This window comes from Pseudomonas sp. B21-041 (genome assembly GCF_024748675.1).
GTDB classification, from domain to species: Bacteria; Pseudomonadota; Gammaproteobacteria; order Pseudomonadales; family Pseudomonadaceae; genus Aquipseudomonas; species Aquipseudomonas neuropathica.
Genome location: NZ_CP087175.1, coordinates 5,843,243 through 5,867,930 on the forward strand (window position 1 = coordinate 5,843,243; position 24,688 = coordinate 5,867,930).

Annotated in this window: 22 protein-coding genes; 11 read left to right on the forward strand and 11 right to left on the reverse strand. The window is 60.5% G+C overall.

The window, feature by feature from the left end; all coding sequences use genetic code 11:
• Nucleotides 1-241: 241 nt before the first annotated feature.
• Nucleotides 242-688, reverse strand: a complete 447-nt coding sequence (locus tag LOY43_RS26100; RefSeq protein ID WP_095050287.1) for a response regulator — start codon at nt 686-688, stop codon at nt 242-244.
• Nucleotides 689-947: 259 nt separating this feature from the next.
• On the opposite strand from LOY43_RS26100, the gene LOY43_RS26105 reads away from it, so the two are divergent.
• From LOY43_RS26105 to LOY43_RS26140, 8 genes are all read left to right on the forward strand, one after another.
• The gene (locus tag LOY43_RS26105; protein ID WP_305883329.1) at nt 948-2,882 is read left to right on the forward strand and encodes a putative nucleotidyltransferase substrate binding domain-containing protein; all 1,935 of its coding nucleotides are present in this window, start codon (nt 948-950) and stop codon (nt 2,880-2,882) included.
• Nucleotides 2,879-3,586, forward strand: a complete 708-nt coding sequence (locus tag LOY43_RS26110; RefSeq protein WP_258708910.1) for a PolC-type DNA polymerase III — start codon at nt 2,879-2,881, stop codon at nt 3,584-3,586. The genes LOY43_RS26105 and LOY43_RS26110 overlap by 4 nt, the downstream gene beginning before the upstream one ends.
• Before the next feature lie 352 nt (nt 3,587-3,938).
• Nucleotides 3,939-4,415 (forward strand): RNA polymerase sigma factor, encoded by a 477-nt coding sequence (locus tag LOY43_RS26115; protein WP_189661312.1) that lies wholly within the window; start codon nt 3,939-3,941, stop codon nt 4,413-4,415.
• Nucleotides 4,412-5,386, forward strand: a complete 975-nt coding sequence (locus tag LOY43_RS26120) for a FecR domain-containing protein (protein WP_095050284.1) — start codon at nt 4,412-4,414, stop codon at nt 5,384-5,386. The genes LOY43_RS26115 and LOY43_RS26120 overlap by 4 nt, the downstream gene beginning before the upstream one ends.
• Nucleotides 5,387-5,620: 234 nt before the next feature.
• Nucleotides 5,621-8,047 carry a TonB-dependent siderophore receptor gene (locus tag LOY43_RS26125; RefSeq protein WP_258708911.1) on the forward strand — a complete coding sequence of 809 codons (2,427 nt, stop codon included), beginning with the start codon at nt 5,621-5,623 and terminating at the stop codon, nt 8,045-8,047.
• Nucleotides 8,048-8,121: 74 nt separating this feature from the next.
• The gene (locus LOY43_RS26130) at nt 8,122-9,252 is read left to right on the forward strand and encodes a PepSY domain-containing protein (RefSeq protein ID WP_095050334.1); all 1,131 of its coding nucleotides are present in this window, start codon (nt 8,122-8,124) and stop codon (nt 9,250-9,252) included.
• Complete coding sequence (locus tag LOY43_RS26135) at nt 9,249-9,428, forward strand: hypothetical protein (protein WP_095050282.1); 180 nt, start codon at nt 9,249-9,251, stop codon at nt 9,426-9,428. Before LOY43_RS26130 ends, LOY43_RS26135 begins: the two co-directional genes overlap by 4 nt.
• A gap of 209 nt (nt 9,429-9,637) precedes the next feature.
• A complete protein-coding gene (locus tag LOY43_RS26140; RefSeq protein ID WP_095126234.1) occupies nt 9,638-10,267 on the forward strand; it encodes a glutathione S-transferase in 630 nt (209 codons plus the stop codon).
• Nucleotides 10,268-10,475: 208 nt separating this feature from the next.
• Here LOY43_RS26140 and creD read toward each other — a convergent pair whose 3' ends face one another.
• The 4 genes from creD to LOY43_RS26160 form a co-directional block, all read right to left on the reverse strand.
• Entirely contained in the window at nt 10,476-11,846 is a 1,371-nt protein-coding gene (gene creD, locus LOY43_RS26145) for a cell envelope integrity protein CreD (protein ID WP_258708912.1), read from the reverse strand.
• A gap of 168 nt (nt 11,847-12,014) precedes the next feature.
• Nucleotides 12,015-13,433, reverse strand: a complete 1,419-nt coding sequence (creC, locus tag LOY43_RS26150) for a two-component system sensor histidine kinase CreC (RefSeq protein ID WP_095050278.1) — start codon at nt 13,431-13,433, stop codon at nt 12,015-12,017.
• The gene (creB, locus tag LOY43_RS26155) at nt 13,433-14,113 is read right to left on the reverse strand and encodes a two-component system response regulator CreB (protein WP_038363216.1); all 681 of its coding nucleotides are present in this window, start codon (nt 14,111-14,113) and stop codon (nt 13,433-13,435) included. Before creB ends, creC begins: the two co-directional genes overlap by 1 nt.
• Before the next feature lie 73 nt (nt 14,114-14,186).
• A complete protein-coding gene (locus LOY43_RS26160; protein WP_095050277.1) occupies nt 14,187-14,690 on the reverse strand; it encodes an ATP-dependent zinc protease in 504 nt (167 codons plus the stop codon).
• Between the two features lie 257 nt (nt 14,691-14,947).
• Here LOY43_RS26160 and LOY43_RS26165 point away from each other — a divergent pair, with 257 nt between their 5' ends.
• Nucleotides 14,948-15,835 carry an acyltransferase gene (locus LOY43_RS26165; RefSeq protein ID WP_258708913.1) on the forward strand — a complete coding sequence of 296 codons (888 nt, stop codon included), beginning with the start codon at nt 14,948-14,950 and terminating at the stop codon, nt 15,833-15,835.
• 1 nt (nt 15,836) lies between these two features.
• Here LOY43_RS26165 and LOY43_RS26170 read toward each other — a convergent pair whose 3' ends face one another.
• Nucleotides 15,837-16,394: a DUF2780 domain-containing protein gene (locus tag LOY43_RS26170; protein ID WP_095050275.1), complete on the reverse strand. Its 558-nt coding sequence runs from the start codon at nt 16,392-16,394 to the stop codon at nt 15,837-15,839.
• Between the two features lie 150 nt (nt 16,395-16,544).
• Here LOY43_RS26170 and LOY43_RS26175 point away from each other — a divergent pair, with 150 nt between their 5' ends.
• Nucleotides 16,545-17,180, forward strand: coding sequence for an RNA polymerase sigma factor (locus LOY43_RS26175; RefSeq protein WP_095050274.1), 636 nt, complete (start codon nt 16,545-16,547; stop codon nt 17,178-17,180).
• Nucleotides 17,177-17,851 carry an anti-sigma factor domain-containing protein gene (locus tag LOY43_RS26180; protein WP_258708914.1) on the forward strand — a complete coding sequence of 225 codons (675 nt, stop codon included), beginning with the start codon at nt 17,177-17,179 and terminating at the stop codon, nt 17,849-17,851. Before LOY43_RS26175 ends, LOY43_RS26180 begins: the two co-directional genes overlap by 4 nt.
• 252 nt (nt 17,852-18,103) lie before the next feature.
• Here the strand turns inward: LOY43_RS26180 and fdhA are convergent, their stop codons facing one another.
• The 5 genes from fdhA to LOY43_RS26205 form a co-directional block, all read right to left on the reverse strand.
• Entirely contained in the window at nt 18,104-19,303 is a 1,200-nt protein-coding gene (fdhA, locus tag LOY43_RS26185; RefSeq protein WP_034155015.1) for a formaldehyde dehydrogenase, glutathione-independent, read from the reverse strand.
• Nucleotides 19,304-19,502: 199 nt separating this feature from the next.
• Nucleotides 19,503-20,360, reverse strand: a complete 858-nt coding sequence (purU, locus tag LOY43_RS26190; RefSeq protein ID WP_064589552.1) for a formyltetrahydrofolate deformylase — start codon at nt 20,358-20,360, stop codon at nt 19,503-19,505.
• Nucleotides 20,361-20,573: 213 nt separating this feature from the next.
• Entirely contained in the window at nt 20,574-21,206 is a 633-nt protein-coding gene (locus tag LOY43_RS26195) for a sarcosine oxidase subunit gamma (protein WP_008086919.1), read from the reverse strand.
• A 132-nt stretch (nt 21,207-21,338) separates the two neighbouring features.
• Complete coding sequence (locus LOY43_RS26200; RefSeq protein ID WP_258708915.1) at nt 21,339-24,356, reverse strand: sarcosine oxidase subunit alpha; 3,018 nt, start codon at nt 24,354-24,356, stop codon at nt 21,339-21,341.
• Nucleotides 24,353-24,682: a sarcosine oxidase subunit delta gene (locus LOY43_RS26205; protein WP_007913119.1), complete on the reverse strand. Its 330-nt coding sequence runs from the start codon at nt 24,680-24,682 to the stop codon at nt 24,353-24,355. Before LOY43_RS26205 ends, LOY43_RS26200 begins: the two co-directional genes overlap by 4 nt.
• Nucleotides 24,683-24,688 lie beyond the last annotated feature (6 nt).

A 24,688-nucleotide genomic window follows, 5' to 3' on the forward strand; every position in this document is an offset into this window, starting at 1 on the left:
TGCTTTTCAAAATCTGAGCTCGACTCAGGAATTGCCAAGGGTAGAGGGGAAAGGGAGCCGATCTCTGTGCTTTTCAAAATCTGAGCTCGGCTCAGGAGTTGCCAAGGGTAGAAGGGAAAGGGAGCCGATCTTTGTGCTTTCAAAACCGGAGTTCGACTCGGGAATCTCAGGTCGGTGTACCTCAAACATTCACCGCGGTCAGTCCCCTCTCCCTCCGGGAGAGGGCTAGGGTGAGGGGCTCTTAGGGTTCAATCCCCAATTCATGTTTCACCAACTCCAACAACTTGCCCGTATCAATCGGCTTGAGCAGAAAATCCACCACGCTCAAATGCATCGCCGCGATCGCGTCTTTCACATCGGCATCGCCCGAGACAATGATGATCGGCATCGCCGCCCTTACCGACTCACGCACCTGGCGGATCAGCTCAAGGCCACCGACATGGCCCATGCGCAGATCGGTAATCACCAGCCCGATCGAAGGTTTTTCTTCGAGCATCTTCAGCGCCGTCTCGCCACTGGCTGCGGTCATGCAACGAATGCCATCCAACGCGAGAATCTCCGACAACAGCTCTCGGGCGTCCTTGTCGTCATCGACGATCAGTACACGCTGCGGCGGCAAATCGGGTTCGAGCATTACAGCGCTGAGCGCTTCACGCTCGGCGTCGCTCAAAATATCGTGGTCGGACATGGCGTTCTCTACGTTTTCAAATCAATCACCTGGCACAGTCGTCAGACATCGCTAAGCAGAGCTTCAATGTGCACTTCGTCGGATTTTTTTCCAAGAGGCTGGCGGGCGAATTTCCGACTGTTTTTGTAGGGCACTTCCCAAATGTGCCGAACGGCATGGCAAACCTAGACTTACGTCCAATGGGCACCCCGCCCGCAGGGGTCGACCATGGCCAGAACGATCCGACAACAACAATTCGAAAAAGACTGCGGTAATGGTTATGAGTAAAGCGGACGCCTTCACCCAGGCAGGGAAAACCGCGGTATTGCAGAACATTCAGGGCACCCTGCAATTCCTCCAGCGCTTCCCGCCCTTCAATCAGATGGAACACGCCCACCTGGCTTATCTGGTGGAGCAATGTCAGCTGCGTTTCTACGGCCAGGGCGAAAGCATCATCAAACCCGCCGACGGCCCGGTTGAACACTTCTATATCGTCAAGCAAGGTCGGGTGGTCGGCGAACGTCAGCACATCACCAAGCCCGGCACCGAGACCACGTTTGAAATCACCACCGGCGAATGTTTTCCGCTGGCCGCATTGCTCGGCGAACGCGCGACGCGCACCGAGCACCTTGCGGGCGAAGACACTTTCTGCCTGCAACTGAACAAACTGGCGTTCATCAAACTGTTCGCCCTCTCCAACGCCTTTCGCGATTTCGCCTTGCGCGGGGTAAGCAGTCTGCTCGATCAAGTCAATCAGCAAGTGCAGCAGAAAGCCGTGGAAACCCTCGGCACGCAGTACTCGCTGAACACCCGACTGGGCGAACTGGCGATGCGTCACCCGGTCACCTGCAGCCCCGACACGCCATTGCGTGAAGCGGTGAAGCTGATGCACGAGCAGCAGGTCGGCAGCATCGTTGCGGTGGATGCACACAAGGCGCCGCTGGGCATTTTCACCCTGCGTGATCTGCGTCATGTCGTGGCTGCGGGCGTCGGTGATTTCAGCGAGGCCATCGAGCGCCACATGACGCCTTCGCCCTTTTATCTTTCGCCGGATCACAGTGCGTTCGATGCGGCGATTGCCATGACCGAACGGCACATCGCGCATGTCTGTCTGGTCAAGGATCAGCGTTTGTGTGGCGTGGTCTCAGAACGTGATCTGTTTTCGCTACAACGGGTCGACCTGGTGCATCTAGCCCGGACGATTCGCAGCGCCCAACGCGTCGAACAGCTGGTCGGTCTGCGCGGTGAGATAGGCCAACTGGTCGAGCGCATGCTTGCTCATGGCGCGTCGTCGACGCAGATCACCCACATCATCACCTTGCTCAACGATCACACTGTGTGCCGGGTGATCGAGCTGACCCTCGCGGAAAAAGGCGATCCCGGCGTGCCGTTCAGTTGGCTGTGCTTCGGCAGCGAAGGCCGCCGCGAGCAAACGCTGCACACCGATCAGGACAACGGCATTCTGTTTGACGCCCGCGATGCTGCGCATGCAGCGGAGATTCGCGGCAAGCTGCTGCCGATTGCGCAGCAAATCAACCAGAGTCTGGCGCTGTGCGGCTTCACTCTGTGCAAGGGCAACATCATGGCCGGCAATCCCGAGCTGTGTCTGTCGCGGGCAGAATGGGCACGGCGCTTTGCAGCTTTTATTCGTGAGGCGACGCCGGAGAATCTGCTCGGGTCGAGCATTTATTTCGACCTGCGCGTGGTCTGGGGTGATGAACAAGGCTGTGAACAACTGCGCCGGGGCATTCTCGATCAGGTCGGCGACAACCGTTTGTTCCAGCGCATGATGGCCGAGAACGCCCTGCGCAATCGCCCACCGGTGGGACGTTTCCGCGAATTTGTGCTGGCGCGCAAGAACGGCGAGAAAGCCACGCTGGATCTCAAGGTGCAGGGGCTGACGCCGTTCGTGGATGGCGCACGATTGCTCGCGCTGGCTAACGGTATCGACGCCAACAATACCCTCGAGCGCTTCCGTCAGTTGGTCGAGAAAGAAGTCATCGAGCGACTGGATGGCGCGGCGTATGAAGAGGCCTATCACTTCATACAGCAGACGCGCATGCAGCAGCATCAATTGCAGACGCGGGAGAACCTGCCCTATTCCAACCGCGTCGACCCGGATAGCCTCAATCATCTCGACCGGCGCATCCTGCGTGAATCCCTGCGCCAGGCCCAGCGCCTGCAGAGCAGCCTGACCTTGCGGTATCAGCTATGAGCCTGTTCTCGTGGCTGCGCCCGGCGAGTGCGGTGGTGCCGGTGGATTTTCAGCAGCGTCTGGCGCAGCTGCCGACGATTACCGAGCTGAGCGAATGCACACTGCGCGAACAACGTTGGGTAGTGCTGGATCTGGAAACCACCGGGCTGAATCTGAACAAGGACCGTGTGTTGTCGATTGGCGCGGTGGTGATCGAGGACGGCGCGATCGACTTCAGTCAGCAGTTCGAACGCACGCTGCAATGTCGCGAGCTGAAGCTCAGCCCCAGCGTGTTGATTCACGGGTTGGGGCCGAATGCGATTGCGGCGGGCAGTGAGCCGGTCGAGGCGTTGCTGGAACTCATGGAATTTATCGGCGACAGCCCGGTGTTGGCGTTTCATGCGCCGTTTGATCAGCACATGCTCGGGCGTGCGCTGAAGGAACATCTGGGGCACAAGTTGCAGCAGGTCTTTCTTGATGTCGCCGACATTGCACCGCTGGTGTGTCCGCAAGCGAATATTCGTGAGGCCGGGCTGGATGAGTGGATCGACTGGTTCAAGCTTGAGGTGTTCGAGCGGCATAACGCCAGTGCCGATGCGCTGGCCACTGCGGAGTTGGCGTTGATTCTGTTCAGCCGGGCGCGGGGGCAGCAGATTCATAGTCCGTTGAATTTGCAGCAGCGGCTGAGTCAGTGGAAGCGGCGGCAGCAGGCGCCTTCGTTCTGAAATTGAGTCAAGTCCAAGATCCATCCCCCTCACCCCAGCCCTCTCCCAGAGGGAGAGGGAGCCTACCGAGGTGTCTCGGGCTCTTCATCGACCTGAGAAATCGGGTCGATTATGGATTCCCTGAAGTTCGCTCAGGTCGGTGTACCTCCAGAATATCCCCCGATCGATCCCCTCTCCCCCGGGAGAGGGCTAGGGTGAGGGTCTGCCTTTAAACGCTTACCTGACCAGTGGCCAATTGCTAACCATTCCCACCTCTGCCACAATCGCGAACAATTCGCGTTAGTTAATATTTCCCAATCGGTGATGTCCGGTGTCGTCAGTCCCAAGCCCTAACAGTGAGCTCGTCGGTGCGATGTATCGTGACCATCGCGGTTGGCTGCTGGCGTGGCTGCGGCGCAATGTGGCCTGCCCGCAGCGCGCCGAAGACCTGAGCCAGGACACCTTCGTCCGCCTGCTCGGTCGCGACGACATGCTGACACCCCGTGAGCCCCGCGCCTTTCTGGTGGCGATCGCCAAAGGCTTGCTGTTCGACTACTTCCGCCGTGCGGCGCTGGAACAGGCCTACCTCACCGAACTGATGCTGATCCCCGAAGGCGAACAACCGTCGGTGGAAGAACAGCAAATGATTCTCGAAGACCTCAAAGCCATCGACCGCTTGCTCGGCAAACTGTCGACCAAGGCCCGCGCCGCGTTCCTTTATAACCGCCTCGACGGCCTCAGCCATGCCGAGATCGCCGACAAGCTCGGCGTCTCGGTGCCGCGCGTTCGGCAGTATCTGGCGCAAGGCATTCGCCAGTGCTACATCGCCCTGTACGGTGAGCCGACGTGAGCCCGGCCAGTTCCAGACCGGTGCCGGCGCATGTGCTGGACGCGGCGATTGCCTGGCAACTGACCCTCGACTCAAGCAGCCCGCTGGAGCGTGAGGAATTCGCCAAATGGCATGCGGCCCATGAAGAACACGCCCGCGCGTGGCGGCAACTGGGCATGCTCGATCAGCGCTTCAGCGTGGCCAAAGGTCCGGCCCGCAGTGCCTTGCTGCAGTCACGCGAAGGCATTCGCCGCCGGGTGCGCAGACTGGGCGGTGGGCTGGCCAGCGTTGTGGTGCTGGTCGGTGTGGGGCTGTTCGCCAGCGAACGCTTTCTGCCGCTGGATTACTGGCTCGCCGATCAACGCACCGCGACCGGTGAGCAGCGCACCGTGCGTCTGGCGGACGGCACTGTGTTGAATCTGAACACCCACAGTGCGGTGGATGTGCGGTTCGATGAGAAGCGCCGGTTGATCGTGTTGCAGGAAGGCGAAATTCTTGTCGAAACCGGGCATGGCGATGCGCGCCCTTTTATCGTCGAAACCCGCGAAGGCAGCATGCGCGCGCTGGGTACGCGGTTCCTGGTCAAGCGTGAAGAAGAAGGCACGCGCCTGAGTGTGTTGCAGTCGGCGGTCGCGGCGCACCCGCAATCCAACCCTGCAGAGCAAATCCTCCATGAAGGCCAGCAAGTGCTGCTGCGCAGTGATGGATTGGGTTCGATCGTCGCGCTCAACCCCGGCGCCGATGCCTGGACGCGCGGCATGTTGGTGGTCGATAACGCGCGGTTGGGCGATCTGGTGCACGAGCTCGGGCGTTATCGTCGCGGGCATCTGGGCGTGGCACCTGACGTGGCTGACCTGCGGATTACCGGTAGCTTCCCGCTGCATGACACCGATAAAGCCCTGAGCGCCCTGCTGCCGACCCTGCCGGTGCAGATCGAGCGGCATACGCCATATTGGGTCACAGTCGCTAAGGCCGAGCCCTCCTCCCCTTGACCTGATCGTTCCCACGCTCTGCGTGGGAATGCAGCTCGGGACGCTCTGCGTCCCTGCCGAAGCGGACGCAGAGCGTCCATTGAGGCATTCCCACGCGGAGCGTGGGAACGATCAAGCCCGCAGAAATGTGGCTGTTTCCAGTTAATCGAAATTATTTTCATCCTGCCCTATCACTTTCTGCTTTTCATCCGGCACACAGGCAATTGAGAAATATTTCCATTCAGGAGCCGCCGTATGTCCCGTTCGCTAGACACCTTGTTGCGCCCCGGTCTGCTGGCCGTCGCCATCGCGCTCAGCGCGCCGCTGATCAGCAGTCCGTTGCTCGCCGCTGAACAAGCGTCCAGCGTGCGCGCCTACAACCTGCCGGCGGCGCCTCTGTCGACCACCCTGAACCAGATCGCCAGCCAGGGCGGCATTGCGCTGTCGCTGAATCCGTCGCTGGCGGCGGGCAAGACCTCGGCGCCGGTCAACGGCCAGTACGACGCGGCCGGTGCCTTGCGCGCGGCCCTGCGTGGCACCGGTCTGCAACTGGAACAAAGCAGCACCGGCACCTACACCCTTGTGGCGGTGCCTGAAGGGACGTTGGCCCTGCCGGAAACATCGGTTATCGGTGTGGAAAACTTCGAAAGCGCCTGGGGACCGGTCGACGGCTACACCGCCACCCGCACCGCCGCTGGCAGCAAGACCGACACCGCACTGGTCGAAGCGCCGCGTTCGATCTCCGTCGCGACTCGCCAGCAAATGGACGACCGCAGCGTGCACAGCATCGATGACGCCGTGCGCTACATGCCGGGCATCACCGCCAGCAGCTACGGCAGCGACACCCGTGCCGACTGGCTGCGGGTGCGCGGTTTCGAACCGACCCAGTTCCTCGACGGCCTGCCACTGCCAAAAGGCGTGTACGCCAACCCGAAACAGGAAACCTGGAACCTCGACCGCCTCGCCCTGCTGCGTGGCCCGGCGTCGTCGGTGTACGGTCAGACCCCACCGGGCGGTTTGCTGGACATGGTCAGCCGTCGCCCAAGCGCCGAAGCCAGCAACGAAATCCAGCTGCAGTACGGCAGCGACAATCACCGTCAGATCAACTTCGCCAGCACCGGCAAGATCGATGACGCCGGCCAGTTCCTCTACGGTCTCAGCGGTGTGGTGCGCGACAGCGGCACGCAAGTCGATCACGTCGACAACAAGCGCTACAACATCGCGCCGAGCCTGACCTGGAACATCGACGACGACACCAAGCTCACCCTGCTGAGCCAGTTCACCCGCGACGATACCGGCATCACCAGTCAGTTCCTGCCGATTCAGGGCACCAAGATCAAGTCACCGTTCGGTGATATTTCCCACCACAAGAATCTGGGTGATCCGGACTGGGAATATTACGATCGCACCTACTACGCGCTGGGCTACGCCTTCGAACATCGTCTGAACGATGTCTGGCAGTTCAAGCAGAACCTGCGCTACACCAAGTCGGACCTGTCGTTCCAGTCGCTGACGCCGGGTTCCTACCCGTTCACCGAAGTGGATGATCAAGGCAACGTCGGGCGCACCAGCACCAGCGTCGAAGAAGACATCAGCCAGTTCGCCGTGGACAACAACTTCCAGGCCGACTTCGCCACTGGCGATATCCGCCACACCCTACTGCTGGGCCTGGATCATCAGCGCAGCAACACCAACTACACCTCGATCTTCGGCGACGGTTTGACCACCAACGTGATCACCCCGATCTACGGCCAGCCAATCGTACGTCCAGCGCGCTCCACGGCGTTTTACGATTACGACCAGAAAACCTACCAGACCGGCCTGTACATTCAGGACCAGATGGCCCTCGACCAGTGGCGCCTGACCCTCGGCGGCCGTGAAGACTGGGTGCACACCAGCACAAAGTTCATCAACAAGGGCGATGCCACCAACACCCAGCGTGACAAGGCCTTCAGCGGCAACGCAGCGCTCAGTTATGTCTTCGACAACGGTTTCGTGCCGTACCTGTCGTACGCCGAATCCTTCCAGCCGACCACGGGTGCCGACGCTACCTCGACGGGTTCGCTCAAACCGACCGAAGGCAAGCAGTGGGAACTGGGCATCAAGTACCAGCCACCGGGCAGTAAAACCCTGCTGACCGCCGCCGTGTACGACCTCACCCAAAAGAACGTCTCGGTCAACACCTTCGTCAACAACGTCTCGATCACCAGTCAGACCGGCGAAGTGAAAGTCAAAGGCCTCGAGCTGGAAGCGGTTTCCGACGTCACCGACAACCTGAAAGTCATCGCTGCCTACACCCTGGCCAAATCCGAAGTGCAGAATGGCGTCGACAAGGGCAATCGCCTGCAACTGATGCCGAACCAGCAAGCGTCGCTGTGGACCGATTACACCTGGCACGCCGGCGTCCTCGACGGCTTCGGCATTGGCGGTGGCGTGCGTTACACCGGCAACACCTACGGCGACAAGGCCAATACCTGGCTGGGCAAAGCGGACGCCTACACCGTGTTCGACGCAAGTGTGCATTACGACCTCGGCCGTCTGGACAACAGCCTCAAAGGCGCGTCGCTGGCGGTCAACGCAACCAACCTGTTCGACAAGGAATACATTTCCACCTGCGACAGCTTCTACTGCTACTACGGCGACACACGCAGTGTCGTCGCCAGCGCCACTTACAAGTGGTAAGCGCTTGAGCTGAAACAGGCCCTGTGACCAGGCCGTCCTTCGTGGACGGCTTTGGTGTTTTTGAAGGTCATGAAATGAAAAGTAAAACAATTCGTCGCTGGTCGTTCATCCACACCTGGACCAGCCTGGTCTGCACCGTGTTTTTGCTGATGCTGGCACTGACCGGTTTGCCGCTGATCTTTCATCACGAGATCGAGCACCTGCTCGGCGACGCACCCGAAGTGCGCGAGCTGCCAGCCGATACGCCTCGATTGAATCTGGCGCAACTGGTCGAGGCCGCCGAAAAGCATCGCCCCGATGACGTCGTGCAGTACTTCGGCTTCGATGACGATGAGCCGAACGCCGTGCTGACGATCATGGCGAAAACCGCTGGCACCGAACCGAATTCCTCGCACACGTTCATGCTCGATGCGCGAACCGGGGAAGCGCTGGAAACGCCTTCGGCCAATGGCGGCTTGATGCTGTTCATCCTGCGACTGCATGTCGACATGTTCGCCGGGCTGCCGGGCAAATTACTGCTGGCGTTCATGGGGCTGCTGTTTGTCGTGGCCATCGTATCCGGGACGGTGCTGTACCTGCCGTTCATGCGCCGTTTGAAGTTCGGCACGGTGCGTCAGGACAAGTCGACACGGCTGCGCTGGCTCGACCTGCATAACCTGATCGGTGTTGTCACCCTGACCTGGGCGCTGGTTGTCGGCGTGACCGGTGTGATCAGCGCCTGCGCCGACCTGCTGATCGCTGCCTGGCGCAATGACGCACTGACTGCGCTGATCGAACCGTACCGCGGTGCGCCACCGCTGACCCACCTGGCGCCGGCCACGCGTTTGCTCGATATCGCTGCTGAAGTTGCGCCGGAGATGAAACCGGATTTCATTGCCTTCCCCGGCACACGCTTTTCCAGCGAACACCATTACTCGGTGTTCATGAAGGGCGGTACGCACCTGACCTCGCATCTGCTGACGCCGGTGCTGATCGATGCGACCACGCTGCAGGTCACCGCCGTGGCCGAACGGCCGTGGTACATGGACGCCATGGGCATGTCGCAGCCGCTGCACTTTGGTGACTATGGCGGCATGCCGATGAAAATCCTCTGGGCCACTCTGGATGTGCTGACGATCATTGTGCTCGGCAGTGGCGTGTATTTGTGGGTGGTGCGGCGCAGAGCGGCCAGGCCTGTGCTGGAAACGGCGGAGGCCTCTGCATGAAGCCGCGTCAGTCGAGTTTCTGGAAAGTCTTCAGCACGCCGATCGTGATTGCGTTGCTCAGTGCGGCGGGGTTGTTTGCGGCGTTGCTGGGGGATGGGATTTGGGATGCATTGAGCTGGGTCGGACTGGGTGTTCCGGCCTTTCTGGCGATCAGGGGATTGTTGCTGCGCAGGTAGTTTTTGTGCTGTCGGTGATGGCCTCATCGCTGGCAAGCCAGCTCCCACAAGGATCTCTGCTGGGCCTGAAATGTGTGTTCACTGCAAAAACCTGTGGGAGCTGGCTTGCCAGCGATGGCGGCCGGATGGGCGCCATAAATTCCCTCGCCAGCCATCGCGGTTCTGACTAGGCTAACCACCTGCTCTTCGACGATCACCGAGGTTTGCCAATGTCCGCCCCCAGCATGACCCTGTACCACAACACGCTCTCCCCGTTTGTGCGCAAAGTGATGGTGTTGCTGCACGAAACCGGCCAGCAGGATCGCGTCGCGCTGCAAGACTGCGTGCTCAGCCCGGTCAGCCCGAGCGCCGAGCTCAATCTCGACAACCCGCTGGGCAAGATCCCTGCCCTGCGCCTGGCCGACGGCAATGTCATCCATGACAGCCGTGTGATCCTCGAATACCTCGACCAACAACACGTCGGCAACCCGCTGATCCCGCGCGAAGGCGCGGCTCGCTGGCGCCGCCTGACCCTGGCCTCGATGGCCGACGGGATCATGGATGCGTCGGTGATGGTGCGTTATGAAATGGTCCTGCGCGCGCCGGAAAAGCATTGGGATGAATGGCTCGAGGCTCAGCGCGACAAGATCCGCCGCGCCCTCGCAGTGTTGGAAAAAGATGCCATTGCCGAGCTGACCAGCCATTTCGATGTCGCGGCGATCAGCGTGGCGTGTGCGCTGGGTTATCTCGATCTGCGTTTCCCGGACCTGGGCTGGCGTGATGCCAACCCGCAACTGGCCAACTGGTTCTTTGAGGTGAGTCAGCGACCGTCCATGATCGCCACGATGCCCAAGCCTTAAATCGGCGGCGCCTGTTCCGGCCTCTTCGCTGGCAAGCCAGCTCCCGCAGGATTTGTGGTAGATCGGGGATTTGTGTCATCACCGAACTCATTGTGGGAGCTGGCTTGCCAGCGATGGCACCACCTCGGTTCCACAGGCAAAAAACCGATCATCCGCGTCACCAATCCCTCCCTCCAGCACTGATCCTCACGCAATCCCAGCGACCGGCTCATTGCATCGCCCCGACATCAAACTCCAACGGCTTCGCCGGTTTCTGACCGATCCCGTACCAATCCAGTTTGCGCGTCAGCACCATGAACACACCGAGCAAACCAAACAGCAACAACGAGCCCATCAACAACGCGTAATCCTCAGCGCTCAGCAAGCCATAAAGCAGGCCATACAACGCCGCCAGCCCCGCCGAAAAACTCAAGCCGTGACGCACACTGCGCAGCACATGGCAGACATAAAATCCGATCAACACCACACAGGCACTGGCCGACAGCAAATATGCCAGGGCAAAACCAATGTGCTCCGACAGCGACAGCAACAACAGATAAAAGAATGCCAGCGCCACACCAACCAGCGCGTATTGCACCGGGTGCACGGCCAGACTCTTGAGTACTTCGAAGAGGAAGAAACCGGCGAACGTCAGGACAATGAACAGCAGCGCATACTTGATCGCCCGGTCACTCTTCAGATATTGATCCACCGGATCGATAAAGCTCACACCGAAGCTACGACCGTTGAACGCCTCGCAATCATTGCTGCTCACGCAACGGCTCATGGCGTCTTGCAGGTTGGTGGAGAAAAACGTGGTCTGCCAATCGGCGCTGAAACCTTGATCATTGATTTCACGTTTGCCCGGCAGGAAGTTGCCGACAAAGCTTGGATGCGGCCAGTTGGCAGTGAGGCTGACGCTGCTGCTCTTGCCCACCGGCAGCACCTGCAATGAACCAGTGCCTTGCAGACGCAGGTCGAAGCCGAAGCTCAGTTCCATGGTTTTACTGGTGTCGAGCAACGGCAGCGTGACCCGCACACCTTCACCGAGCCAACCGACTTGCGTACCCGGAACGAAATCGAGGCGCTGGCCATCGAGCTCCAGTTTCAGCGCATTTTCGATACCGCGAATATCGCTGATACCGACCGCGAGAAACGGTGCATCGAACTGGTAGTCGCTGAAGTCTTCCTTGATGCCCAATTGCGCCGGCAATGAGAAATGGCCGTTGATGCGGTTATCGGCGTGGAACAGCCGCGCCTCATAAATGCCCCGCGCACGCAGTTCGGTTTGCACCTGGCCGTCCAGTTCAAATCGTTCCGGCAGGAAGTACAAACGCCCGCGTTCTTCGCCCGGTTCGTCGTAACGCTGGTTGGTTTTATCGTTGGTTTTCCAGTTGTGAATCACTTTGCGATACGGCACCACCATCACCGGGCCGCTCAGTTGCTGGCTGTAGCTGGAGCTGCGGGCAATGTCTTCGAGCACGCCATCGCGCAGCTGTTGGCGCTCGTCGATGACGCCGTCGATCATCAGCAGCGGGATCAATAACAGCAGGATCAGCAGGGCGATGGCGCCGAGCTTTATAGTCAGATTCTTGTTCATGGGACTCTCCCTGTTTGGATGGGGAGAGTCTGCTGAGTGGGTGTGGGGGTTTTGTGGGGGGAATGTGGAGATTGTGTGGAAAAATCAAAAGATCGCAGCCTTCGGCAGCGCCTACAGGTGTACGCACCCTATGTAGGAGCTGCCGAAGGCTGCGATCTTTTGACGGAATCAAGGCAAGCGCAATGTCACCTCAACACCACTTTCGACATTACGAATCTGCATCGTCCCACCATGTAACTTGACCACCTCTTCAACGAAGTTAAGCCCCAACCCCGTGCTTTTTCGTCCACTGTCCGGGCGCGGCAATGAGTAGAAGCGTTCAGTCAAACGCGGCAAAGCGTAGTCAGGAATCGGCGCCGTTTCATTGAACAATCGAAATTCGATCTGCTCGCCAACCCGCTCGGCACTGAAGCGCAGCAGCCCCTCAACCGGGGTGAAATCCAGCGCATTCTCCAGCAGATTACCCAACGCCTGACGCAGCAGAAACGGCTCGCCGATCAACAGAAGATCAGCCGCAATCGCCTGTTCGATGCGCAACTGCTTTCCTTCAATCCGCGCCGCCTGCCCCTGCAACAACTGATCAACCAGCGCCGCCAACGGCACGGCGACCCGCTCTTCAAGGCCCTGACGTTGTTCCACTTGTGCCAGATTCAACAACCGCTCGATCAACTGCTGCATCCGCGCACTTTCACTGTCGATGTTGCCGACAAAGCGCAATCGCTGAACCGGCGGCATGTCCCCTTGCAGCAACTCCGCCGCGCCACGAATCGCCGCCAGCGGACTTTTCAGTTCATGGGTCAGCGTGTGCACATAACGCTCGACGTAGGCCTTGCCTTCCAGTTGCGTGCGCATCTGTTCCACGGCGGTAGCCAATTGTTCCAGTTCACCGCCACGGTAATGCGGCACTTCCACCCGCCGGCCCTCACTCACCGCTTGGGCATAACCGGTCAGACGATGCAGCGCGCGGCTCAGCCACCACGACAGCAATGCGCCAAAGAGCAGACCGAGGCCGATCAATCCGGCGCCGTAAAACAGCAGGCGCCGCTCGGTGCGATCGACGTAGGGCTGCAATGAGCTGTTCGGCTTGGCCACGGTGACCACACCGATGATCTGGCCGTTGTCGCGGATCGGCGCGCCGACGTGCATCACCGACGAGCTGGCGTCATCCGGATCACTGCGGCTCGAACGTGCGCCGTACTCACCGCGCAGGGTCAGGTAGACGTCGTTCCAGCGCGAGTAATCCTGACCGACCGCGACACCACTGGAATCGAGCACGACGATGCCTTTCGCGTCGGTGACGTAGATACGGTGGTTGACCTGATTTTTCGGCAAGCCCCAGATGGTCGCTTGCGGCTGACGCTCGCCATACGCGCGCAGCAATTCAGGCCAGCGATTCTCACTGAGGGTGCCGGCCTTGAAATCATCACGGAGGATTTCCGCCATCAGGTTGGCGGTATCGACCAGGGTTTCTTCGGTGGACTGGCGCACGCCGGGGCGGATTTCTTCCATCACCGTGTTGAGCACGAAATACCCGGTCAGGCCGACAAACAGCACATACACCAAAAAGATCCGCAGCCCCAGTGACATCAGCTGTGCCCCGGGCTGTAGCTGTAACCAAGGCCGCGATGGGTCTGGATCGGCTCGGCGTCGGCACGCACCAGACGCAGTTTGGCGCGCACGCTTTTGATGTGGCTGTCGATGCTGCGCTCGTAACCGGCGTCGGCCGCCACGCCCAGCGCATCGAGTAATTGCTCGCGGCTGAAGACCCGCTCGGGTTGTTCGAGCAGGCATTGCAGCAGGCGGAATTCGTGGCGGGTCAGGCTTAACGTCTGGCCGCGATAAATGATTTGAATCCGTTCCGGATCAATACGGAACAGCGCTGAACTGGTCTCAATCGCTGGACGCGGCGCCATGCGTTTCAGGATTGCCTTTACTCGCGCCGCGACTTCTCGCGGGCTGAACGGCTTGACCACGTAGTCGTCGGCGCCGATTTCCAGCCCGACCACACGATCAATCTCGGCATCGCGGGCGCTGAGGAACAGCACCGGCACCTCGCTGAAGCGCCGCAGTTGCTTGCAGGTCTCGAAACCGCTGATGTCCGGCAGGCCAATGTCGAGGATGATCAGATCGGCCGGCGTCTGCCGCTGATGTTCAAGCGCCGCCGCGCCGAGGCTCAGCCACGTGGTGGTGAAGCCCTCGCCCTGCAGAGCAAAAATCAGCGTGTCGGCAATCGCCGCTTCGTCTTCGACAATCAGGATATGAGGCATGGCGTCCGAGCCCGTGGATTAGGTGCGCGAACGGTGCCCCAAGCCTGACGTTACGTCAATGAGACCACTTGGTTCAGCAGTCCGGTTTGTCGGCGGTGAAGCGCCGCGCCGGGTTCACTGCCGCGCCGAATTCACGCAAGGCCTTGGCACCGATCAGCAGCGGGTAGTTGAAGTTGCTGCGGTCGGTCAGGTTGACCTCGACGGTACGCTTGACGTTACCCAGACACAGTTCCAGATCGACCACCGGGCGCTTGGCGACTTCGGTGCTTTCGCCCTCGTCCTCTTCATCCGAACGGCTCTTGATCTTGCTGATCCGCGCGACCTTGTGTTCATAGACCTTGTTGCTGGCGTCTTTGGTGGCGAGGCGGAACCGCACCCATTCATCGCCATCGCGGGTGAAGGTCTCGATGTCCTTGGCCGACAGCGAGGCGGTCAGGGCGCCGGTGTCCATCTTGGCCTTGAGCACTTCACCGCCGATTTCCGGCAGCGCGATGTATTCATAGCGCCCGTACAGGGTCGGCTCGGCGGCCATGACCGGCAGGGCGACGAGGGCAAACAGTGCAAGGAGGGATTTCAAGTAAGGGGCTTCCTTGAGAGGTTGGGCAACGGGATTTTAGACCGTTGCGCGCTTGATCGTTCCCACGCTCTGCGTGGGCATGCATCCAGTGACGCTCTGCGTCACAGGGACGCGGAGCGTCCCGGGCGGCGTTACCACGCAGAGCGTGGGAACGATCAGGTTAACGCGACTAAAGTGAAACATTCGTCACCGCCGATTTGGCCTGTCGCGCGAAGCTGCTTATCATGGCGTGCCCATCCGTTTGCAAAGAGTTGCTTATGCGCCGCCTGCTCACCGGCTGTTTCGTCACCCTGCTGCTGTTGCTCAACACCCTGATCCTGATCGGGCCGTTGCTGGTATTTGCTCTGCTCAAACTGATCGCACCAGGCCGCTGGCGCGATTACGCGTCGGGCGCGGTGATGTGGATCGCCGAGACCTGGGCCGAGATCGACAAGCTGATTTTCCGCCTGTGCATCCCCACCCAATGGGACATTCGCGGTGGCGAAGACTTGCGCAGTGACACTTCGTATCTGGTGGTCAGTAACCACCAGTCGTGGGTCGACATTCCGGCGCTGATCCAGACCCTCAACCGCCGCACGCCGTTCTTCAAATTCTTCCTCAAGAAAGAACTGATCTGGGTGCCGTTTCTCGGACTGGCGTGGTGGGCGCTGGATTACCCCTTCATGAAACGCTACACCAAGGCATTTCTGGCAAAACATCCGGAGCTGGCCGGCAAGGATCTGGAAATCACCAAACAGGCCTGCGAGCTGTTCAAGCGTCAGCCAGTGACCGTGGTGAATTATCTGGAAGGCACGCGCTACACCGCCGCGAAAAGCGCGCAGCAGCAATCACCGTTCAAGTATTTGCTCAAGCCCAAGGCCGGTGGCGTAGCGTTTGTGCTGGCGGCGATGGGTGAACAGCTGGATGCGATTCTCGATGTCACGGTGGTTTATCCACAGGCGAACATCCCGGGTTTCTGGGATTTGATCAGCGGCAAAGTGCCGCGCGTGATCATCGACATCAAGACCCGCGAACTCGACCCGGCACTGTGGCAGGGCGATTACGAGAATGATCCGGCGTTCCGCCAGACGTTCCAGAACTGGGTCAACCAGCTCTGGAACGAGAAGGATCAGCGCATCGCCGAACTGCGCCGCGAACGCGGCTGAATCAGCTACCGGTGCCGGCACCCCAGATGCTGCCCAGGCTGCTCAGCAGCGAACCGCCGACGCCCTGCTGACCGAGGTATTGCAACAGCACAGGGGCAAACTGGCCGATCATGCCGCTGTCCATGCCCAATGCGCTGAAGGCATTGTTCAGGTCATTGGTGTCCTTGACGTTGCCCAGCGCATTCTCCAGCCCGGCGGACTTGCCGGACGAGCCGAGCAAAGCGCCCAACGCCGCCAGATTGCCGCTGCCACCCGACAGTTTGTCGATGCCTGGCACTTCTTTGGCCAACTGCGAATAATCGGTACTGCTCAATTGATTCTTGGCCAGACCGAGCATCGCACTGGTGCCGCCAACGGCTTGCTCCGGCGTGACATCCAGCGCACTGAGAGCACTGAGCAAACCGGCGGTTTCCGAGGTCGGCGCCGCAGCGGCCGCCTTGTCACCGCCCTGCATCCCCGAAACCGCACCAGCGACGTCGTTCAGACTGAAACCGGCAAACACCGGCCCGGCGGCCAGGGTCAGGAGCGATGCCAAGGCAATACCGCGTGAAATCTTCATTCAGACATCCTCTTGCGCTGTGAAAACCACCCGTTGCACGAGCAGTGAAACTGCCGGTTTGACCGGGTATCCGCCGGCATGTTCCGGCGCGGCGCATCCATTTTCGTCCGGCCTGCGTATATAAAACGTGAAATCCCGGACACCTTCGCGATGAATGGCACAACCGCTGTCGCTGAACTAGCCTGTGAACAGTCCGAGCCCAGCCCTCGTCGCTCGACCTTTGCCTGGAGAGTGGTCATTTCCATCGCCGACACCGATCAGTTGCGCCAGCTGTTGGCCCAGTGTGCACTGGGCGATCGTCGCGCCTTCGAAACGCTGTACCGCAGCGTCGGCCCGCGTCTGCATGGCGTCGCCCTGCGGTTTATGGGCCGCACCGATCTGGCGGAGGAAGTGCTGCAGGAAAGCTTCGTGCGCATCTGGAACAACGCCTCGCGCTACGAAGCGCACCTGTCGGCGCCGCTGACTTGGATGATCAACATCACCCGTAATCAGGCCATCGATCAGTTGCGTAAACATCGCGAAAGGCCACTGACCGATCTGGAACAGGACACACTGCCGGACGAAAGCCCCTCGGTTCACGAGCAACTGAACAGCGCCCGTGAGGCCAACGCGCTGAACCGATGCCTCGAAACCCTCGAAAGCATGCAGCGCCAGTCAATCACCGTGGCCTACTTTCAAGGATTGTCGTGCACGGAACTCGCCGAACATCTCGCCACGCCACTGGGGACAGTCAAATCTTGGATTCGCCGTGGCCTCGAACGTCTGCGCCGGTGCCTTGAATCATGAACTACCAGACCCCTGCCCTGCGCCGCGCCCTCGCCGCCGATTACGCGATTGGCCTGATGTCTGCACCTGCGCGGCGGCGCTTTGAACAGTTGCTGCTGGATGACGCGGCATTAAGGGCTGAACTGGCGCAATGGCAGGAAAGCCTCGTCTCTCTCACCGAAGCGCTGCCGGAACATCCGGTGCCCGACCGCGTGTGGCAAGGCATCACCGCGCGCATCGAACCGCAGGTGCTGCATGTGCCTGAGAAACGGCCATTCTGGAACTGGCTGCGACTCACCGCTGCGATCTGCTCCATTGCCGTGCTGGTGCTCCTCGGCTCGCTGTACAACCGCGACGACGCCCGCTACCGCGCCACGCTGCTGACCGCCGATGCGCAACCGGCGCTGAAGGTCGAAGCGCATGCGGATTATCTGCAAGTCGAGCCGCTGACGCTGGCGGCGGTTGATTCGGATCGTAGCCTGGAGCTGTGGGCGATTCCGGCGGATGGCAAACCGATTTCCCTCGGCGTTATTCCGGCGGGCGGCAAAGGCAAGGTTGAGTTGAACGAGGCGCAGAAGGTGTTGATCGGCAAACCGATTGCGCTGGCAGTGAGCCTGGAACCGAAAGGTGGTTCGCCGACCGGGCAGCCGACGGGGCCGGTGCTGTATCAAGGGACGTTGGCGGCCTTGTAAAGCCCCTCACCCTAGCCCTCTCCCAGAGGGAGAGGGGACTGACCGTGGTGTTCTCTCGAGTTTCATCGACCTGAATTACCGAGCCGATTATGGATTCACAGCGGTATTTTCAGGTCGGCGTAAATTGTGAGCATCCCTCGGTCGGCCCCCTCTCCCTCCGGGAGAGGGCTGGGGTGAGGGGTAGCTTTTGACCTTGGCTCTAAACAAAAAAACGGCGCCCCTGAAGTCGCCGTTTTGTATCGAACTTAAGCCTTACGCCGCACTAAACAACTTATGCGGATCAATCACAAACTTCTTCGGCACGCCCGCATCGAACTCGCCGTAACCTTCCGGCGCCTGATCAAGGCTGATCACCTGCACCCCCACCACTTCGGCGATGTTGATCCGATCCCACATGATCGCCTGCATCAGTTGGCGGTTGTACTTCATCACTGGGGTTTGCCCGGTGTGGAAGCTGTGCGACTTGGCCCAACCCAGGCCGAAGCGAATGCTCAGGCTGCCCATTTTTGCGGCGGCGTCCACGGCACCCGGATCTTCGGTGACGTACAGGCCCGGGATACCGATCTTGCCGGCCACGCGCACCACGCCCATCAGTGAGTTGAGCACGGTGGCCGGGGCCTCGGCTTTGACGCCGTCATGGCCGTGGCCGCGGGCTTCGAAACCAACGCAGTCCACTGCGCAATCCACTTCCGGCTCGCCCAGCAGTGCGGCGATCTGTTCGTGCAGCGGGGTGTCCTTGGACAGGTCGACGATTTCAAAACCCTGGGATTTGGCGTGAGCCAGGCGGATGGTGTTGACGTCGCCGACGATCACCACCGCCGCACCGAGCAGACGCGCGGAAGCGGCAGCGGCCAGACCGACCGGGCCGGCGCCGGCAATGTAAACGGTGCTGCCCGGGCCAACGCCGGCAGTGACGGCGCCGTGGTAACCGGTAGGGAGGATGTCGGAGAGGCAGGTCAGGTCGCGGATTTTCTCCATGGCCTTGTCGCGGTCCGGCAGTTTCAACAGGTTGAAGTCGGCGTATGGCACCAGCACGTACTCGGCTTGGCCACCGGTCCAGTCGCCCATGTCGACGTAACCGTAAGCACCGCCGGCACGGGCCGGGTTGACGGTCAGGCACACGCCGGTGTGTTGCTCTTTGCAGGAACGGCAGCGCCCGCAAGCCACGTTGAACGGTACGGAGACCAAGTCACCGATTTTCAGGTTTTCGACGTCGGAGCCTTTTTCGATCACCTCGCCGGTGATCTCGTGCCCCAGCACCAGACCGGTTTGCGCCGTGGTACGGCCGCGCACCATGTGCTGGTCGGAGCCGCAGATGTTGGTGGAAACCACTTTGAGAATGACCCCGTGCTCGATCTTGCGACCGCGCGGGTCCTGCATTTTCGGATAGTCGATTTTCTGTACTTCGACCTTGCCAGCGCCGAGATACACCACACCACGATTGCCAGACATGCTTTCACCTCGCTGTTGTTTTTATGGAACCGCGTTGCCCAGGCAGGCAGCGCGTTGAGTGCTCGGGTACAGATGCTGTTTATGTGTTGCCTGTCAGGGCCTCATCGCTGGCAAGCCAGCTCCCACAAGGTTCGGATTGGATTCAAATCCTGTGTACGACACAAATCCCTGTGGGAGCTGGCTTGCCAGCGATGGCGGCCTAAAGAACGACCGTACGATTGGCGTTGAGAAACACCCTCCGCTCAATGTGATACCCAACCGCCCGCGCCAGCGTCAGGCCTTCAATATCGCGCCCCTTGGCAATCAGATCCTCAGGGTAATGACTGTGATCCACCGCCTCGACACCCTGGGCAATGATCGGCCCTTCATCGAGGTCGTTATTGATGTAATGCGCCGTCGCGCCAACCAGTTTCACGCCCTTGTTGTATGCCTGGTGATACGGCTTGGCGCCCTTGAAACCCGGCAGCAGCGAGTGGTGAATGTTGATCGCCTTGCCATCGAGCTTGCGGCACAGCTCCGGCGACAGCACCTGCATATAGCGCGCGAGGATCACCAGTTCGGCGCCGGACTCTTCGATCACCTGCCACACCTGACGTTCCTGCGACGGTTTGTCGTTGGGGTCGAGGGGGAAATGGTAGTAGGGAATCTGGTGCCAGTCGGCCAGCGGTTTGAGGTCCGGGTGATTGGAGACCACCGCCGCGACGTCCATCGACAACTGGCCGATGCGCTGGCGGTAGAGCAAGTCGTTGAGGCAGTGATCGGCCTTGGAGACCATGATCACCACTTTCGGCCGGTAGTTCGGCGCGGTTAGTTCGAAGACCATGCCAAAGGCCTGACCACGTTCGGCTAAACCGGCGCGGAAGGATTGTTCGTCGAAGCCGTCGGGCTGACGGAATTCCACGCGAATGAAGAAACGCCCGGAGAGGCGGTCATCGAACGAGTGGTGCTCGGTGACGTAGCAGCCCTGCTCGAACAGAAAACGCGTCACCGCGTCCACGGTGCCGAGGACGCTGGGGCAGTCGGCGGTCAGAATCCATGTGTCTGGGGCGCGGCTCATGGTGCGGTGACTCCTGTTCTTTGTGCGGGGTGTCAGGTTTTTCCCTCACCCTAGCCCTCTCCCAAAGGGAGAGGGGACTGACCGAGGTGTTCATTCGAGCTACGCCGACCTGAAATATCGCGTCGAACTCAGGCTCGAAAAACACACAAATCCGCTCCCTTTCCCCCTCTCCCCCCTGGGGGGAGAGGGCTGGGGTGAGGGGGTGGCTTTTGATCAGGCCTGAACGCTCAACCCGTACTCAGCCGAAGCATCCTGCAACCACAACCACCAGTAATCCGAGAAGCTGCGACGAATCAGCAATTCCCAAGTGTCTTCAGCGGTGTGGCGAATCATCAGTTGCGACTTGGCGAATACCGTGCCGACCGCTTTACCCACCGGGAAATTGTTCGGGTGCACGTCATAGCTGGTCGATTTCATCAGCACTTGACGCACGTTCGGGCCGCTCAGTTCGAGCACCTGCTGGCCACCGCTGACGTTGACGATCGCGATGTGCAGATCGCCCAGGGCTTCACGCAGTTTCTGTTCGGCGGCGAATTCTTCACCGCTCGGCACGATCAGTAGCCACTCATCCGGGCCCATCCATTGCAGGCTGGTTTCGCCTTTGACGATCACGCTCAGAGCGCCGGGCAGTTCGATACCCAGGGCCTTGTGCACACCGGCGGCGAACGCGGCATCGTGGCCATCGCCACGAATGGTCAGGTGGCCGAGGAGTTTCTTTTCCCGCACGATCACGCCGGCGTTCTTGCGGCCCTTGCCGACCAGGCTGGCGAGGTCGGCATGGTGCAGCGACGACTCGGCCTTGGCGCCGGTGGTCGGGCGTTGTTGGTAAACATTGGCTGTGGTCATAAAGCACCTTCCTGAATTCTTGATCGTTCCCACGCTCTGCGTGGGAATGCCGCCATGGACGCTCTGCGTCCGCTCTTGGGACGCGGAGCGTCCCGGGATGCATTCCCACGCAGAGCGTGGGAACGATCAGTGTCAGATGTTCTGGCGATCACCCTTCGGATCAAAGAACACCGAAGAAACAATCTCCGCCTCGATCACGCTGCCATCGGCCAGCGGTGCAAACACCCGCTCACCCATGCGCTTCAGACCACCCTTGACCACACCCATGGCAAACGAATAACCGAGGGAGTTGTGCGCGTAGCTGGACGTCACGTGGCCGACCATGGTCATCGGGATCGCCTGCTTGGTGTTGAACACCAATTGCGCGCCTTCCGGCAGCCAGACATTCGGATCAATCGGCTTCAGGCCGACCAACTGTTTACGCTGATCCTTCACGCAGTCTTCACGGTTCATCCCACGCTGGCCGATCCACGAGAACGGTTTGGTGCGACCGACGCACCAGCCCATGTTCAAGTCATCCGGGGTCATCGAGCCGTCCGTGTCCTGACCGACAATGATGAAGCCCTTCTCGGCACGCAGGACGTGCATGGTTTCAGTGCCGTACGGGGTCAGGTTGTACTGCTTGCCGGCCTCGACGATTTTCTCCAGCACGCCCATCGCATAGTCGGCCTGCACGTTGACTTCGTACGACAGCTCACCGGTGAACGAGATGCGGAACACCCGCGCCGGCACGCCGCCGACCAGACCTTCTTTCCAGGTCATGAACGGGAACGCTTCGTTGCTCAGATCAATGTCGGTCACGGCGCTGAGCAGCTTGCGGCTGTTCGGCCCGGACAGGGTCATGGTCGCCCAGTGGTCAGTCACGGAGGTGAAGTAAACCTTCATGTCCGGCCATTCAGTCTGGTGGTACAGCTCCAGCCACTGCAGCACGCGCGCCGCGCCGCCGGTGGTGGTGGTCATGACGAAATGGTTGTCGGCCAGGCACGCCGTCACACCGTCGTCGAAGACCATGCCGTCTTCTTTGCACATCAAACCGTAGCGAGCCTTGCCCACGTCAAGTTTGGTCCAGGCGTTGGTGTACACGCGGTTGAGGAACTCGCGGGCATCCGGGCCTTGAATGTCGATCTTGCCGAGGGTCGAGGCGTCGAGCAGGCCGACGCTGTCGCGCACAGCTTTGCATTCACGCTTCACGGCGGCATGCAGGTCTTCACCGTTTTTCGGGAAGTACCATGGACGCTTCCACTGACCGACGTCTTCAAACTCGGCACCGTTCTTCACATGCCAGGCATGCAGCGCGGTGTAACGCACCGGCTCGAAGATGTGCCCACAGTGACGACCGGCCACGGCGCCGAAAGTCACCGGCGTGTAGTTCGGACGGAACATGGTGGTGCCCATCTGCGGGATGGTCACGTTCAGCGAGCGGGCCGCGATGGCCAGACCGTTGACGTTGCCGAGCTTGCCCTGATCGGTGCCGAAACCCAGCGCGGTGTAGCGTTTGACGTGTTCGACCGATTCGAAACCTTCGCGGGTCGCCAGTTCGATCGCAGCAGCGGTCACATCGTTTTGCAGATCGACGAATTGCTTCGGCGCCCGTGCGGTGTTCTTTTCATGCGGCACCTGGAACAGCGCCAGCGTCGGTTCTTCGTGACGGCTCAGGGCTTTTGGCAGCACGCCTTCGACAGTCTGGAAACCGGCTTCAGCGGCAGCGCGCACGCCACCTTCAAAACCGTCAGCGAGCGAATCGCCGAGACCGTACACGCCGTTGATGCCACCAACGCACACGCGCTTCTGCGGTGCTTCGCCCGGTACGAAACCGAGGATGTCTTCACGCCAGGTCGGCTTGCCACCGAGGTGCGAGGCCAAGTGAACGACCGGGCTGTAACCGCCGGAACTGGCGATCACATCGCAGTCGAGCCACTCGCCAGGACTGGTCACGGCGTGCGCTTTAACATCAATCGCCGCCACGCGGGCAGCAGTCACGCGCTTGCTGCCACGGGCTTCGATCACGGCGCTGCCGGTGAGAATGCGGATGCCTTTGGCGCGGGCTTCTTCCACCAGCGCACCACGCGGATTGCTGCGCGCATCGGCGATGGCCACCACTTGCAGACTGGCGTCGAGCCAATCCAGTGCCACGCGGTAGGCGTGATCGTTGTTGGTGCTGAGGACAAGCTTCTTGCCCGGTGCTACGCCGTAACGACGCACGTAAGTCGACACCGCACCGGCAAGCATGTTGCCCGGCACATCGTTGTTGCCGTAAACCAGCGGACGCTCGCAAGCACCGGTCGCCAGCACGACACGCTTGGCGCGAACACGGTGAATACGCTGACGCACCTGACCGATGGGCGCACGGTCGCCGAGGTGATCGGTAAGGCGTTCGTGAATGGTCAGGAAGTTGTGGTCGTGGTAACCGTTGACCGTGGCGCGCGGCAACAGCAGCACGTCCGGGGTGTTCTTCAGTTCCGTGATGACGCTGGCGACCCAGTCCATCGCCGGTTTGCCGTCGAGGCTTTCGCGGGAATCGAGCAGGCTGCCACCGAACTCTTCCTGCTCATCGGCCAGAATCACTCGGGCACCGCTGCGCGCAGCGGCCAGGGCAGCGGCCAGACCGGCCGGGCCAGCGCCGACGATCAGCACGTCGCAGTGCTGGTTCATGTAGTCGTAGGTGTCCGGATCATTCTCGGTCGGCGAACGGCCCAGACCGGCAGCCTTGCGAATGTACTTCTCGTAGGTCATCCAGAACGACTGCGGGTACATGAAGGTTTTGTAGTAGAAACCCGGCGGCATCAGCTTGCCGCCGACCTTGCCGAGAATACCCATCATGTCGTTGTTGACGCTCGGCCAGCCGTTGGTGCTGGTCGCAACCAGACCTTGATACAGTGCCTGTTGCGTGGCGCGCACGTTGGGAATCTGCGTGGCTTCGGTAGCACCGATCTGCAGCACCGCGTTCGGCTCTTCGGCACCAGCAGCGAAAATGCCGCGCGGACGCGAATACTTGAAGCTGCGGCCGATGATATCGACGCCGTTGGCGATCAGTGCGGCGGCCAGCGAGTCACCCTCGAAGCCTTTGTAGCTCTGACCGTTGAAGGTGAAGCTCAGCACTTTGTTGCGGTCGATCCGTCCACCGTTGGACAGGCGATTGGTCTGGCTCATACCTTCTCTCCCAGCGCCGTCGTGGCTGTTTTCGCCGAATCAGCCTTGTCGGTGAATTGCGGCTTGGTGCCGATCTTGTAGGTTTCGAGAATCTCGTAAGTCACGGTGTCGCGGGTGACGTTGAAGTACTGGCGGCAACCGGCGACGTGATCCCACAGTTCGTGGTGCAGTCCGCGCGGGTTATCGCGGAAGAACATGTAGTCGCCCCACTCCTCGTCGGTGCAGGCGCCTGGATCGAGCGGGCGCGGAATGTGCGCCTGGCCGGATGCGTGGAATTCCTCTTCGGAGCGCAACTCGCCGCAGTGAGGACAGAAGATATGCAACATGGGGAT